The 15105-nt window shown below is 60.4% G+C and carries 10 protein-coding genes; 7 read left to right on the top strand and 3 right to left on the bottom strand.

Annotated features, from left to right (window positions below; translation table 11 throughout):
- Nucleotides 1-232: 232 nt before the first annotated feature.
- Nucleotides 233-499, bottom strand: a complete 267-nt coding sequence (locus GA0061100_RS17870; protein ID WP_075854054.1) for a hypothetical protein — start codon at nt 497-499, stop codon at nt 233-235.
- 144 nt (nt 500-643) lie between these two features.
- Nucleotides 644-1105 carry an Lrp/AsnC family transcriptional regulator gene (locus GA0061100_RS17865; protein WP_015342703.1) on the bottom strand — a complete coding sequence of 154 codons (462 nt, stop codon included), beginning with the start codon at nt 1103-1105 and terminating at the stop codon, nt 644-646.
- 185 nt (nt 1106-1290) lie between these two features.
- On the opposite strand from GA0061100_RS17865, the gene putA reads away from it, so the two are divergent.
- From putA to GA0061100_RS17830, 7 genes are all read left to right on the top strand, one after another.
- On the top strand, nt 1291-4995 hold the full coding sequence (gene putA / locus GA0061100_RS17860) for a trifunctional transcriptional regulator/proline dehydrogenase/L-glutamate gamma-semialdehyde dehydrogenase (protein ID WP_075854053.1): 3705 nt from the start codon (nt 1291-1293) through the stop codon (nt 4993-4995).
- Between the two features lie 528 nt (nt 4996-5523).
- Nucleotides 5524-6480 (top strand): LacI family DNA-binding transcriptional regulator, encoded by a 957-nt coding sequence (locus GA0061100_RS17855; protein WP_244557873.1) that lies wholly within the window; start codon nt 5524-5526, stop codon nt 6478-6480.
- 45 nt (nt 6481-6525) lie between these two features.
- Nucleotides 6526-7767: an ABC transporter substrate-binding protein gene (locus tag GA0061100_RS17850; RefSeq protein WP_075854052.1), complete on the top strand. Its 1242-nt coding sequence runs from the start codon at nt 6526-6528 to the stop codon at nt 7765-7767.
- Nucleotides 7768-7831: 64 nt separating this feature from the next.
- Nucleotides 7832-8749, top strand: a complete 918-nt coding sequence (locus GA0061100_RS17845; RefSeq protein ID WP_075854051.1) for a carbohydrate ABC transporter permease — start codon at nt 7832-7834, stop codon at nt 8747-8749.
- On the top strand, nt 8746-9609 hold the full coding sequence (locus GA0061100_RS17840) for a carbohydrate ABC transporter permease (RefSeq protein WP_075854050.1): 864 nt from the start codon (nt 8746-8748) through the stop codon (nt 9607-9609). Before GA0061100_RS17845 ends, GA0061100_RS17840 begins: the two co-directional genes overlap by 4 nt.
- A 24-nt stretch (nt 9610-9633) precedes the next feature.
- A complete protein-coding gene (locus GA0061100_RS17835) occupies nt 9634-11565 on the top strand; it encodes a glycoside hydrolase family 127 protein (RefSeq protein WP_075854049.1) in 1932 nt (643 codons plus the stop codon).
- Between the two features lies 1 nt (nt 11566).
- A complete protein-coding gene (locus tag GA0061100_RS17830) occupies nt 11567-12640 on the top strand; it encodes an ABC transporter ATP-binding protein (protein WP_075854048.1) in 1074 nt (357 codons plus the stop codon).
- A 110-nt stretch (nt 12641-12750) separates the two neighbouring features.
- Here GA0061100_RS17830 and GA0061100_RS17825 read toward each other — a convergent pair whose 3' ends face one another.
- Entirely contained in the window at nt 12751-15021 is a 2271-nt protein-coding gene (locus tag GA0061100_RS17825; protein ID WP_075854047.1) for an FdhF/YdeP family oxidoreductase, read from the bottom strand.
- Nucleotides 15022-15105 lie beyond the last annotated feature (84 nt).

Here is a 15105-nt window from a genome sequence, read left to right as displayed (position 1 = left end):
TGCCTTTGCGCGAATACCTGAATTCTTTGCGACCAACATTTTGTCGGGCCACTTGCAGCGCTGTCCGGTCGGGACTAGAGCTGCCACCGAAACGCTCGTCCGCCCACCGGAATCGGCGGGAATCGTCATCAACGAGATTTCGAAGAAGTCCTTGGCAACGGCGGAAAGCTGAAATCGGATAACTGAAACGACCCGATCTCATGATCGTGGCCTGGCGGTTCTTATTCGACCGTCAGGCCTCGCCTGGCGCTAGGCTCTGCCGCCCCCAGGCCTCAGCCCACTCCATCAGACGCGCCATCTCCTGCTTGAGAGCGTGGGAACGGACGATATCGGCGGCGTGGTTCTGGTTGGTGCGCGGATTATAGAATGCGCCGATCTCTTCGCCGCTCTCCCGCCTTGCCGCCTCCAGGCGGCTTCTGACATCCTCGACTTCGGCCTTCACCGCAAAGTACCGCTTCATGACCTCGACAAGATCGCGGTCGTTGGCATTGGTCTCCATGCGTACTCCATCTTACTTATTTTAGCGCCTCGCAATGATCCGATTCGAATGGCGAAATCTAGGTCATTGTTTAGCCGGCAAGATGAGATGGCGGACGGGAGCCTCGTCACATGTGCAGCGAAGCGCATGAAAATGAATGCAAATTCACGACCAGTTTTCCTTGACCGACTGCATCACCACATTGGTCGATGTACTGGCCACAAAGGGCAGACTGGAGATCTTTTCACCGAGAACGATGCGGTAGCGGCGAATATCAGAGGTCCGCACCTTGAGGAGATAATCGAAGCGGCCGGCGATCATGTGGCACTCTTCGATTTCCTTGATTTTCTTGATGGCATTGTTGAAGCTGAGGAGAGCCTCTTCACGCGTATCCGTCAGCTTCACTTCGGCAAAGGCGACGTGATCGAGGCCGAGCTTGATCGGATTGAGGATTGCCTTGAAACCATCGATATAGCCGGAATCAATCAGTTTCTTCAGGCGCGCCTGGCATGGAGTCTTGGAAAGGCCGACCCGCTCGGAGAGTTCCGTGATCGACATGCGGCCGTCTTCGACCAGCGCGTCGAGGATCTTTTGATCGAACTGATCAATTTCACTGGATTTGGTCATTTTTGCAGGCATTCCTATTTGAAAATGCGTCTATTGAAGTTCAATATGGCTGGAAAGCCGCAGTTTCAAGGCGGAACGCTTTCCTGGAATGAAGTATGTTCTCGTCGAAGCAACGGGAGGGCTGCGTGGGGCGATATCGCTGACGCCCACATGAGCCATCGGGACCCTTGCACCTTGAGGTTATCATGACTGTCTCTGCCAAGCTCGCTACCGAAGAACCAGCCCCAGACGTTGCCCCATTTTCAAACTTCGCGCCGCCTATTCGTGAGCAAAGCCCGCTCCGGCAGGCGATCACCGCCGCTTATAGACTTCCCGAAACCGAGTGCCTGCCGGTCCTGATCGAAGCGGCCACCTTGCCGGAGGCTACCCGCGAGGCGGCAAGAAAGACCGCCAAGAAGCTGATCGAAGCGTTGCGCGCCAAGCACAAGGGCGACGGCGTCGAGGGACTTGTGCAGGAGTATTCTCTTTCCAGCCAGGAAGGCGTTGCGCTGATGTGCCTTGCCGAAGCGCTGCTGCGCATTCCCGACACGGCAACCCGCGATGCGCTGATCCGCGACAAGATCGCCGGCGGCGATTGGAAGTCGCATATCGGTGGCGGCCGCTCGATGTTCGTCAATGCTGCCACCTGGGGGCTGGTGGTAACAGGCAAACTGACCTCGACCGTCAACGAAAGCGGGCTTTCCGCGGCACTGACAAAGCTGATCGCCCGTGCCGGCGAGCCGGTCATCCGCCGTGGCGTCGATATGGCCATGCGCATGATGGGCGAGCAGTTTGTCACCGGCGAAACCATCGATGAAGCGTTGAAGCGCGCACGCACCCTCGAAGCCAAGGGGTTCCGCTATTCCTACGACATGCTTGGCGAAGCCGCGACCACCCATGCCGATGCCGAGCGCTACTACCGAGACTATGAAAACGCCATTCATGCGATCGGCAAGGCATCTGCCGGCCGCGGCATCTATGAAGGCCCCGGCATCTCCATCAAGCTTTCCGCGCTGCATCCGCGCTATTCGCGCTCGCAGGCCGACAGGGTCATGAGCGAACTTCTGCCGAAGGTAAAGGCGCTGGCGCTGCTCTCCAAGGGCTACAATATCGGCCTGAACATCGACGCCGAAGAGGCCGATCGTCTCGAACTCTCGCTCGATCTGCTGGAGGAACTTTGCCTCGATCCGGATCTGTCCGGCTGGGACGGCATCGGCTTCGTCGTGCAGGCCTATGGCAAGCGCTGCCCCTTCGTCCTCGATTTCATCATCGATCTTGCCCGCCGTTCCAAGCACCGCCTGATGGTTCGCCTCGTCAAGGGCGCCTATTGGGATGCCGAGATCAAGCGCGCGCAGCTGGAAGGCCTGGAAGGCTTTCCCGTCTATACCCGCAAGATCTATACCGACGTTTCCTATGTTGCCTGTGCCAAGAAGCTGCTTGAAGCAACCGATGTGGTCTTCCCGCAATTTGCCACCCACAATGCCCAGAGCTTGGCCACCATCTACCATATGGCCGGAGGCGACTTCTTCGTCGGCAAGTATGAATTCCAGTGCCTGCACGGCATGGGCGAACCGCTCTATGAAGAAGTCGTCGGCGCGCAGAATCTTAACCGACCCTGCCGCATTTACGCACCGGTCGGCACCCATGAGACGCTGCTTGCCTATCTCGTCCGGCGCCTGCTTGAGAACGGCGCCAACTCTTCCTTCGTCAACAAGATCGCCGATCCCGCCGTTCCCGTATCCGAGCTGATCGCCGATCCAGTCGAGCGCGTGCGCGCGATGACGGTTGTCGGCGCTCAGCACGACAAGATCTCGCTGCCGGCTGACCTGTTCGGCGGCGCGCGGCGCAATTCCGCTGGCGTCGACCTTTCGAACGAGACGGCACTCACTGATCTCTCCGGGCAACTGCAGGCCTCGGCGGCGAAGGACTGGATTGCAAAGCCGCTCCTTGCCGATGGCTCCGAACGCGGCATCAGCCGAGCCGTTCTCAATCCCGCCGACCATGCCGACGTCGTCGGCCATGTCACCGAACTGGAGCCGGAGGATGCGCCCGACGTCATGCGGCTTGCATCAGCGGCTGCCGAGCGTTGGGCGACCGTAGTCCCCGACAAGCGCGCCACCATCCTGGAACGCGCCGCCGATCTCATGCAAAGCGAGATGCCCGCCCTCGTCGGCCTGACGATCCGCGAAGCCGGCAAATCGGCCGCAAACGCCGTCGGCGAAATCCGGGAAGCAATCGACTTCCTTCGCTATTATGCCGCCCAGGCCCGCAAGGTGCTGACGCCGGAGAGCGTGCCGCTTGGCCCCGTCGTCTGCATCAGCCCGTGGAATTTCCCGCTGGCGATCTTCACCGGCCAGGTTGCCGCGGCATTGGTTGCCGGCAATCCTGTTGTGGCGAAACCTGCCGGCAATACGCCGCTGATTGCCGCCCAGGGTGTCCGCATCCTGCATGAAGCCGGCATCCCGCGTGACGTCCTGCAATTTGCACCCGGCAGCGGCAGAATGGGTGCCGCCCTCGTCGGCGCCCCGGAAACCGCCGGCGTCATGTTCACTGGCTCCACGGAAGTCGCTCGCCTGATCCAGGCGCAGCTTGCAGAACGGCTCTCGAAATTCGGCAAGCCGATCCCGCTGATCGCCGAAACCGGTGGCCAGAACGGCATGATCGTCGATTCCTCGGCTCTTGCCGAACAGGTTGTCGGCGACGTCATCGCCTCGGCCTTCGACAGTGCCGGCCAGCGCTGCTCGGCACTGCGCGTTCTTTGCCTGCAGGAAGAAGTGGCGGATCGTACCCTGACCATGCTGCGCGGCGCGCTTCGCGAACTCTCGGTCGGCAAGACCGACCGGCTCGCCGTCGATATCGGCCCGGTCATCGACGACAACGCCCAGCGCGGCATCGATGACCATATCGAGCGCATGCGCCAGCTCGGCTGCAATGTCGAACAGCTCGATCTTCCCTCGACCGCTGCCAAAGGCACCTTCGTTGCTCCCACCATCATCGAACTGAAGAAACTGAGCGATCTCAAGCGTGAGGTATTCGGCCCAGTCCTTCACATCATGCGCTACCAGCGCAAGGGGCTCGACAAGCTGATTGCCGATATCAATGCCTCCGGCTATGGCTTGACCTTCGGCTTGCATACCCGCCTTGACGATACGATCGCCCATGTCACTGAGCACGTTCGCGCCGGCAATCTCTATGTCAACCGCAACATCATCGGCGCAGTCGTCGGCGTCCAGCCCTTCGGCGGGCGCGGCCTTTCCGGCACAGGCCCGAAGGCAGGCGGCCCGATGTATCTGCGTCGTCTCGTCGCTTCCTCCACCGAAGCGCTACGCGATGCCTCGGTGCAAACTGATCCGGCTGCACAGCAGTTCATCGCCTGGCTCCAAGGCAAGGATGCTGCGGACGCAGCCAAACAGGCCCGTGCTGTCGCGGCCCAATCGTCGCTCGGCTTCAATACCGAGCTGCAAGGTCCGGTCGGTGAACTGAACCTTTATGCGCTGCATCCGCGCGGCAGGATCCTGCTCGTTCCGCAAACGCCTCTCGGCCTCTATGTCCAGATCGCGGCCGGGCTTGCAACAGGCAATTCGATCGTCATCGATGCGGCCTCGGGCCTGCAGGACGAGCTTCGCAAACTGCCGGCACCGGTGGCAAACCGCATTTCCTGGACGAAGGATTGGGCAGTGGATGGACCTTTTGCCGGCGCTCTCATCGAGGGTGATGCCGAACGGATCCAGCAGGCGATCAAGGTGATTTCGGCAATTCCCGGCCCGCTGGTTCTCACGCAGGCGGCCTCGAGCGAAGAGATCGCCAAAAGTGCCGACGCCTATTGCCTCAACTGGCTGCTTGAAGAGGTGACGACGTCGATCAACACTGCCGCAGCCGGTGGCAATGCCAGCCTAATGACGATCGGCTAACACCACCGACAATCTGAAATTGACGCGGCGGCCGGACCGGCAAGGTCTCGGCCGCCGCTTTTTTATGAGAGACCCCGGGCCATCCTCGCCCTTCGAGGCTTCGCTCCTCAGGGTGAGGATGGAGCGCACATCTTCGCATAAAACCGGTTCCCGTCGCAGCAAGCCAGCTCTGTGTGCGGTATTGCGCGGAAGGTTAGCCCTCATGGTGAGGTGCGCAGGCTCCTGAGCTTGTCGAAGGTGCCGAAGCCTCGAACCACGAGGGCGGGTGATGAAAGACCACGCCCTGCTCAAGTCTCCGACCTGACATCGATCTAGTGCTCAACACGCGTTTCAACGTGGTCCATGCACCGTGCTTCCTGCGGCCTCTTTCTCTTCCGCGCAGAAATTTTTGAGAAAAGCTTTTCTCTAGTTGACTCTTCGGTTGAGAAAAGCTTTTCTCAAAGAAACTCGATTGGGAGAAGACATCTGGAAAATCAGCGTGCGAAAAGCGGACGCGCAACGATTCACGACGTTGCGGCGGCAGCAGGCGTGAGCATTTCAACGGCATCCAAGGCCTTGAACAATACCGGCCGCATGGGCGACGAGACCCGCGAAAGGGTCAAGCGTGCTGCTGCCGAGATCGGCTTCCGTCCGAATGCGCTCGCCAAGGGATTGCTCAGCAATCGCACGTTTACGATCGGTCTTCTCACCAACGATACATATGGCCGCTTTACGCTGCCGGTCATGGCCGGAATCACGGAAGCGCTCGTCGATCACGGTGTCTCGGTCTTTCTATGCACGATCGAGGACGATCCGGCACTTGGAAAGGTTCATGTGGACGCCATGTTGGACAAGCATGTGGACGGCATCATCGCCTCCGGAAAGCGGATCGATCGCCGTCTGCCGGTGGATCTGTCCAATCTGCCGGTCCCGGTCATCTATGCATTCACCGAGGGCGCGCCGGGAAGCGTCACCTTTTGCGCGGACGACTATCAGGGGGCGGCGCTTGCTGTTGAATGGCTGCAGGGCCTTGGCCGACGCCGGATTGCCCATGTGACCGGTCCCGAAAGCTTCGTTTCGGTGCGTGAGCGCGCCAAGGCCTATCGCGATCTCGCCGGGGACGAGCTGCCGGTCCTGTACGGCATGTGGTCCGAGGCCTGGGGTCATGAAGCTGTGGCACGGCTATGGAGCATGGACGGAGCGAAGCCGGACGCGATCTTCTGCGGCAACGACCAGATTGCCCGCGCGATCGTCGATGCGCTTCGCGAGCGCGGCGTACGGGTGCCGGAGGATGTCTCGGTGGTCGGCTTCGACAATTGGGAGATCGTCGCCGCCCAGACCCGGCCGCCGCTGACGACGGTCGACATGAATCTCAAGGCGCTTGGCCGCGAGGCCGGGCTGACGGTTCTCGCGCTTGCTGAGGGACGCGACGTCGAACCCGGTATCAGAACTTTGCCGTGCGAGCTTATCGTCCGGCAATCATGCGGGGGAAGCCCCGATCGTTGAATAAAGGAAAAGGGGCTGATGGGAGTGGCCCCATGGGAGGAGAAGATGATGAAACGATTTCTGGCCGCAACTGGCCTCATATCCTTAATGCTTGCTTCCGGCGCCTCTGCCGAGAACATCTCCATGTGGGTTCGAAGCGGCATCGGTGATTCCTTCAAGAAAGTCGTCGAGGCCTACAATGCCGGCCATGACGACAAGGTCACGCTGACCGAGGTGCCATTCGGGGAGCTCGTGCAGAAATACGCGACCGCCATTGCCGGCGGTCAGGCGCCCGATGCGCTCTCGATGGACCTCATCTATACACCAGCCTTTGCCGCCGCCGGCCAGCTCGCGGATCTCACAGATTGGGCCAAAAGCCTGCCCTATTTCAATTCGCTGTCGCCCTCACATGTGAAGCTCGGCACCTATGACAGCCACATCTACGGCCTGCCATTGTCCGTCGAAACCTCGGTCTTTGCCTGGAACAAGGATCTCTACAAGCAGGCAGGCCTTGATCCGGAAAAGGCTCCGACGACCTGGGAAGAGATCGAGCAGAATGCCGAAAAGATCCGCGCGATCGGCGGCGATACCTATGGCTTCTATTTCTCCGGTGGCGGCTGCGGTGGCTGCATGATCTTCACCTTTACGCCACTCGTCTGGGGCGCAGGTGCCGACATTCTTTCGGCCGACGGCAAGACTGCGACCCTCGATACGCCGCAGATGCGCAAGGCCGTTGGCTTCTATCGCGATATGGTCAAGAAGGATCTGGTGCCGGCAGGAGCTGCAAGCGACACAGGCGCCAATTTCCTCAGCATCAGCAACGGCAAGATCGGCCAGCAGAGTATCGGCGCTTTTTCGATCGGCACGCTGATCACGCAATATCCCAACATCCACTTCGGCGTGACGTTGATCCCCGGCGTCGATGGCAAGCCATCATCCTTTGCCGGCGGTGACAATTTCGTCATCTCCAAGGGCACGAAGAAGCTCGATGCAGTGAAGAAGTTCCTCGAATACACCTATTCGCTCGAGGGGCAGAAGATCATGGCGAAATACGGCAGCCTGCCAACGCGCGGCGATATCGCCGACCAGGTGCTGCAAGGTCTTGATCCCCGCATGCAGATCGGGCTGAAGGCAATCTCGATCGCCAAGACGCCCTATACGCTGCAGTTCAACGACCTGATCAACAGCGCCAACGGTCCATGGGCCGGCTTCACCAACGCAGCCATCTTCGGCAGCGATGTCGATGGCGCTTTCTCCAACGCCCAATCGGAGATGCAGTCGATCATCGACAACGCCCAACAGCAGTAAACTCATCCACGCCGGGGAGCTTTTGAACTCCCCGGTTCCTCCATCACAATATCGGGAGCATTCCATGGCTGGCCCTGGAGCTATCGTAGCCGCGCGTCCGCTAAAACGGCGAAGACGTGCCAGTTGGCACGGGTTTCTCTATATCGCGCCGGCCATGGCGCTCGTCATCGTCTTCTTCGTTCTGCCCGTAGTCTTTACATTCTGGATGAGTTTCCACAATTGGCCATTGCTCGGCAATCCCCGCTGGATCGGCTTCGGCAACTACACGCGCATGTTCTCCGATATGCGCTTCATGGCGGCGTTGCGCTTCACCGCCTACTACACCGTCGTCGTCACCATAGCGATCTTCGCCGTCGCCTTCCCGCTTGCCTTCTTCGTCGAGAAACATCGGCCGTTCGTCGGCTTCTACCGCACGATCATCTTCCTTCCGGTCGTGGTCGGACTTGCGACCGCCTCGCTGCTCTGGGTCTGGCTCGCCAATGTCGATAGTGGCTTCTTCGCTCCTGTCGCGCTGGCGCTCGGTCTCGTCGACAAGAGACCGAACCTGCTTGCCGATTTCGACATGGCATTCGCAACGATCATCGTCATGGTCGTCTGGAAGATCGCCGGCTTCACCATGATCATTCTTTTGACCGGCCTGCAGGCGATCCCCTCCGAACTGACCGAGGCCGCCCGCATCGATGGCGCCAAGCGCTGGCAGCGCTTCCGGCATTTGACCCTGCCGCTGATGCGCCGCACGATCGCACTCGCGTTGATAATTTCCATCACCGGCTCGGTGCTCGCCTTCGACCAGTTCTACATCATGACATCAGGTGGCCCGCAGAACCGGATGATTTCGGTGGTCTATTACATCTTCAACCAGTCCTTCGTGTCCTTCAACCTCGGCTATGGTGCAGCGCTCTCCATCGCGCTCCTCGTCATCCTGGTGCTGATCAGCATCGTCCAGCTCTGGCTGCTTCGTGTCGGGGAGGACAAGCCATGACCACCGCAAGAGAGCGCCGCGCTAGGCGCAAGCTCTGGGGCGGCATCGGCTATCACGGCATCGGCGTCGTCATCATCATCTTTTTCTTTGCACCGTTCGCGATCGCGCTGCTGTCGTCGTTCCGGCATGGAACCGAGGCGAGCCTTCCGCCGCTGCCGCCATGGCCGACGACCGGCTTCAGCTTCGATGCCTATCGCTCGCTTGATGGCTTTGGGGCGGGCGTCGTGCAGCATACGCTGAACTCGCTTTTCGTCTCGGTCGCGACCGTCCTTTTGACCGTCATCGTCAGCCTGCTTGCGGGCTACGGCTTCTCCCGCTATCGCTTCCCTTTCAAGGGCGCGCTCTTCATCCTGATCATCGCGACGCTGATGATCCCCTTCCAGTCGATCCTGACGCCGCTCTTCATCATCCTGGCAAGGCTCGGCCTCAACAACTCGCTGATCGGACTGACGCTCGTCTATGTGACGCTGCAGCTACCCTTCTCGGTCTTCATGATGCGCAACGCCTTCGATGCCGTGCCGAAGGAAATCGAGGAGGCGGCGCGCATCGATGGCGCCCGCGATCTGAAGCTGCTGTTCCGCGTCCTCTTCCCCCTGGTGCTGCCGGGTGTCGCAACCGTTGCGATCTTCGCCTTCCTCAATGCCTGGAACGAATTCCTCGCGGCATTGGTGCTCCTGTCGAGCAACGAGAAATTCACCCTGCCGGTGCTGATGATCGCCGTCAGGACCGGCCGCCTCGGCGCCGTCAACTGGGGGGCAGTCCAGGCCGGCATCGCCGTCATGACCATCCCCTGTGTCATCGTCTTCCTGCTTCTGCAACGCTACTACATGCGCGGGCTGATGGCCGGCGCGGTGAAATAACCCTTTCAACAACGGATCAAAACCATGTCTGACAGAGAAAACCGCCAGTTTCGCCCCTTGCCCGTTCCGAATGTCGAGCTCGCTGGCCTCTTCGGCTCTCGCCAGGATGCCATCTGCAATTCGACCGCGGCGACGCTGCTCGACCGCTGTGTCGAAGCCGGCATGATCAAAGCAATCGACGTCGACCAGCCAAGCCCAGGCATCGTCATTCCCTTGCAGACCTGGTCGGGCTCCACGCAGATGTTCTGGGACAGCGACCTTGGCAAGTCGATCGAAACCATCGCCTATTCGCTTTATCGCCGCCCCAATGCCGAGCTCGAGGCACGCGCGGACGCCATCATCGACATGTATGAGAAGCTGCAGCAGCAGGATGGCTATCTGAATGCCTGGTTCCAGCGCGTCCAGCCGGGCCGCCGTTGGACCAATCTGCGCGATCATCACGAACTCTATTGCGCCGGCCATCTGATCGAGGCCGCCGTCGCCTATTACCAGGCAACGGGCAAGCGCAAGCTACTCGACATCATGAGCCGCTTTGCCGACTACATGATCACCGTCTTCGGGCATGGTGAGGGTCAGCTGCGCGGCTACTGCGGCCATGAGGAAGTGGAACTCGCTCTCGTCAAGCTCGCCCGCGTCACGGGCGAGAAGAAGTATCTCGATCTTGCCAAATACTTCATCGACGAGCGTGGCCAGGAACCGCATTTCTTCACCGACGAGGCGCTTCGCGACGGTCGCGACCCCAAGAACTTCGTGCAGAAGACCTATGAATACAGCCAATCGCATCTGCCGGTGCGTGACCAGACGAAGGTCGTGGGCCATGCGGTGCGCGCTATGTATCTCTATTCCGGCATGGCCGATATCGCCACGGAATATAACGACGATACGCTGACCGCGGCACTCGAGACGCTCTGGGACGATCTGACGACCAAGCAGATGTATGTGACCGGCGGCATCGGGCCGGCTGCCTCCAACGAGGGCTTTACCGACTATTACGACCTGCCGAACGAAAGCGCCTATGCCGAGACCTGCGCCTCCGTCGGGCTGGTCTTCTGGGCAAACCGCATGCTCGGCCGCGGTCCGAACCGCCGCTATGCGGACATCATGGAAGTGGCTCTCTACAACGGTGCGATGGCGGGCCTGTCGCAGGACGGCAAGACCTTCTTCTACGAAAACCCGCTGGAGAGCGCCGGTAAGCATCACCGCTGGACCTGGCATCATTGCCCCTGCTGCCCGCCGAACATTGCGCGGCTACTCGCCTCGGTCGGCTCCTATATGTATGCCGCCGCCGACAACGAGATCGCCGTCCATCTCTACGGCGAAAGCAAGGCTCGCGTACCGCTGGCAGGCGGTATGACCGTGCAGCTCTCACAGGAAACACGATACCCTTGGGACGGCGCAATTCGCTTCAAGGTCAATCCCGATCGCAATGCCAAATTTGCGCTGTCGCTGCGCATTCCCGAATGGGCTGATGGCGCGACGCTGGCAATCAACGGCGCATCGGTCGATCTCGCAACGGTCATCGTCGATGGCTATGCCCGTATCGAGCGGGAATGGCAGGCAGGCGATCGTGTCGATCTCACCCTTCCCCTTATCCCGCGCACGCTGTTTGCCAATCCGAAAGTCCGTCAGGATGCCGGGCGTGCTGCACTGATGCGTGGGCCGCTCGTCTATTGCGTCGAGACAACGGACAATGGTCACGACCTCAACGGCATTTCCCTTTCCAGCAATCCGGCAATCGCGAAAACGGCGGAAATCGCCGAGCTGGAGGGAGCAGTGGCGCTCGATGTGCCGGTAACGCGCGAGGCGGCCGACTGGGGCGCCGATCTCTATCGGACCGCGCCACCAAAAGGCACGCCTTCCACCGCGCGTTTCGTGCCCTATCATCTTTGGGACAATCGCGAACCCGGCGAGATGCTCGTCTGGATCCGCGCCGATCAGCTGCAGCGCGGAGCCTGACATGACGAAGAACGGCATGCGCCTGACCGGTGTCCGCAAAAGCTTCGGCGGGCTCGAGGTCATCCATGGCATTGATCTCTATATACCGGAGGGCGCGTTCGTCGTCTTCGTCGGCCCTTCCGGCTGTGGCAAGTCTACGCTGCTGCGCATGATTGCCGGACTGGAGGAAGTCACCGACGGCGAGATTGCCATCAAGGGCCGGGACGTTACCGATCTCGACCCATCGGAGCGCGGCATCGCCATGGTCTTCCAATCGTATGCGCTCTATCCCCATATGAGCGTTCGCGACAATCTCGGTTTCGGGCTGAAAATGGCCCGGACTGACGCATCCGAGATCGAAAGGCGCGTGCGCTCCGCCGCCGCGATCCTCAAGATCGATCACCTATTGGACCGCCGGCCGGGACAGCTTTCCGGCGGCCAGCGCCAGCGTGTCGCCATCGGACGCGCCATCGTTCGCGAGCCGGATGTCTTTCTCTTCGACGAGCCGCTCTCCAATCTCGATGCGGAGCTGCGCGTCTCGATGCGCATCGAAATTGCCCGGCTGCATCGCGAGCTCGGCAATACGATGATCTATGTCACCCACGACCAGACCGAGGCGATGACGCTTGCCGACAAGATCGTCGTGCTGAGAGACGGCCGGATCGAACAGGTGGGCAGTCCGCGCGAGGTCTATGAAGATCCGGCCAACAGCTTTGTTGCCGGCTTCATCGGCTCGCCCAGGATGAACATGATCGAAGCCACATGGTCCGGTGATGAGACAGCGAGCGTCGGCAACGGCAGCATCAAGGTCGACCTCTCACAGACTAAGCCATCAACGGGCGAAAAGATCCTGCTTGGCATGCGCCCCGAACATCTCATCGTCACGTCTGGCGTGGACGATGCCTTGCAGGTCACGGTCGACGTCACCGAATATCTGGGCGGCACACGCTATCTCTACTGCCAGACAGAGGACGGCCAGGCGATCATCGCCGAATATCGCGACGGACCGGAGATCGACCGCGGCGACACGCTCCATCTCCACTGCCCGCCGGAACGGCGGCGCTATTTCGCCACGCAAGGGGAAAGGCTGCGGTAGGCGTTTTAGCCAGCAAATCTACATACTCACGCGATGGCCTGCGCCCTTGCACAAACACGCATCATCCAGCCAACGAGATGACAATTCTTGGCTGGATGGTTGCGCGAAAATCAAGCCGCCTTGCTGATGCGCACCGGAACGGACTTATAGGACGGTGTGCCGCTTTCCTTGTCCTGGTAGTCGAGCGGGATCAGGCAGTTTGCCTCGGGATAATAGGCGGCGACGGAACCTTCTGAAATGTCGTAGGAAATCGCCGTCAGCTTCAGGAGCCGCTTGGCTCCGGAGGGAAGCGCCGTCTCGATCTCGACGAGATCACCGTGTTCCAGCCCCTTCGCCTTCAGATCCCTATCATTCATGAACAGGACGTCGCGCCGACCGAATACGCCGCGATAGCGGTCGTCGAGGCCATAGATCGTCGTGTTGTACTGGTCATGGCTGCGAATCGTCGCGAGCTTGAGCACGGTCCCGTCCAACAATGAAATATCCTCGTTGAGGCCGGAAAACAGCTTGAACTCGGCCTTGCCTGACGGTGTCTTCCAAACGCGCTCGGTCGGCCCGATCGGCAGACGGAAGCCGCCCGGCACGCGGATCCGCTCGTTGTAGCGGGCGAAATCTGGATAGACGACTTCGATCTTGTCGCGGATCAGATCGTAGTCGTTGATGAGCTCCATCCAGGCGACCTTGCTCGTCGGCAGGGTCGCCTGCGCCATCGCGGCAACGATCGCCGGCTCCGAACGCAGCTGATCGGAGGCCGGTTTCAGCCGACCGCGCGAGGCATGCACCATCGACATGGAATCCTCGATTGTCACCGACTGCGCGCCGGTCGCTTGAATGTCCTGCTCGGTGCGGCCGAGCACGGGAAACAGGAAGGACTCCCTGCCGATCAGGAGATTGGAGCGATTGAGCTTGGTGTTCATATGGACGGCGAGATCGAGCTTGCGCATCGCCTCGGCACAGAGTTCCGGATCGGGAAGCGCGATCGAGAAATTGCCGCCGAGGCACAGCAGCACCTTGGAGCGCCCCTCCGCCATCGCCTGCATGGCGGCAACGGCATCGTGGCCATGATGAGCCGGCGACGTGAAGCCAAAAGCTCGTTCAATGCCTTCGATGAGAGCCGGAGTCGGCTTCTCGGTGATCCCGACAGTCCGATTGCCCTGCACGTTGGAGTGTCCGCGCAGCGGGCAGATGCCGGCGCCCGGCTTGCCGAAATTGCCGCGCAACAGCAGCAGATTGGCAATCTGCTGCACATTGGCGGTGCCCCTGGCGTGCTGGGTGATGCCCATGCCATAGGCAACTATGGTCGCCTTCGATTTGGCATAGATCGCGGCAACCCGCTCCAGATCGGCGCGGGGGAGCCCCGAGACACGCTCGATATCGGCCCATTCCGTCTGGTTAAGATCGGCGACGAGATCGTCGAAGCCGGCGGTATGCTCGGCGATGAAGGCACGATCGAGGACATCGTCCGAGGTTTCTGCCAGCGCCAGAACGGCCTTCATGATGCCCTTCAGCGCTGCTGCATCGCCGCCGATCTTGACCTGGTAATAGGAAGAGGCGATCCGCGTCGAGCTGAAAGTCGCCATTTCAATCGGGCTCTGCGGATCGGCGAAACGCTCGAGCGCCCGCTCCTTCAGCGGATTGAAGACGATGATCGGTACGCCACGGCGCGAGCATTCATGCAGCGTCCCCATCATGCGCGGATGATTGGTGCCGGGATTGTGCCCCATGGAGATGATCAGATCGCATTCGTCGAAATCGTCGAGCGAGACCGTGCCCTTGCCGATGCCGATCGATTGCGGCAGGCCGACGCTGGTTGCCTCGTGGCACATGTTCGAGCAATCGGGGAAATTGTTGGTGCCGTATTCGCGGGCAAAGATCTGGAAAAGAAAGGCCGCTTCGTTGGAAGCGCGGCCCGACGTATAGAATTCCACCATGTCGGGATCGGGCTGGCTTCGCATGACCTCGCCGATACGGGCAAAGGCGTCTTCCCAGGCAATTGGCTGGTAGGTATCGGATGCCGGGTCGTAGACCATCGGATGCGTCAATCGGCCGGAATTTTCCAGCTCATAATCGCTCCAGGTCAAAAGCTCGCTGACCGTGTGCTCGGCAAAGAACTCGGGCGTCACGCGCTTGTTGGTTGCTTCCCAGGTGACGGCCTTGGCGCCGTTTTCACAGAACTGGAAAGTGGAGGTATGCTCCTTGTCGGGCCAGGCGCAGCCGGGGCAATCGAAGCCTGTGGGCTTGTTGGTACGCAGGAGAAGCCCGGGCGCTTCGGTAACATCCATTTGCTCGCGCACCGCATTGGCCGTGGCCTTCAGCGCGCCCCAACCGCCGGCGGGGCTGTTATAGGGACGGATACCCGGGACTTCACGCTTTTGTGCCATGATACACTCCTTTGGCTACCCAAACGGCTTCCTCCCAAAGGCCGGGCTTACAAGAAATAAGCTTGTGACATCAGGGAGTAAAGC

Origin of the sequence: Martinezella hainanensis (genome assembly GCF_900094555.1) — a bacterium.
GTDB classification, from domain to species: domain Bacteria; phylum Pseudomonadota; class Alphaproteobacteria; order Rhizobiales; family Rhizobiaceae; genus Rhizobium; species Rhizobium hainanense.
This window is presented reverse-complemented; position numbering and strand designations above follow the sequence as displayed.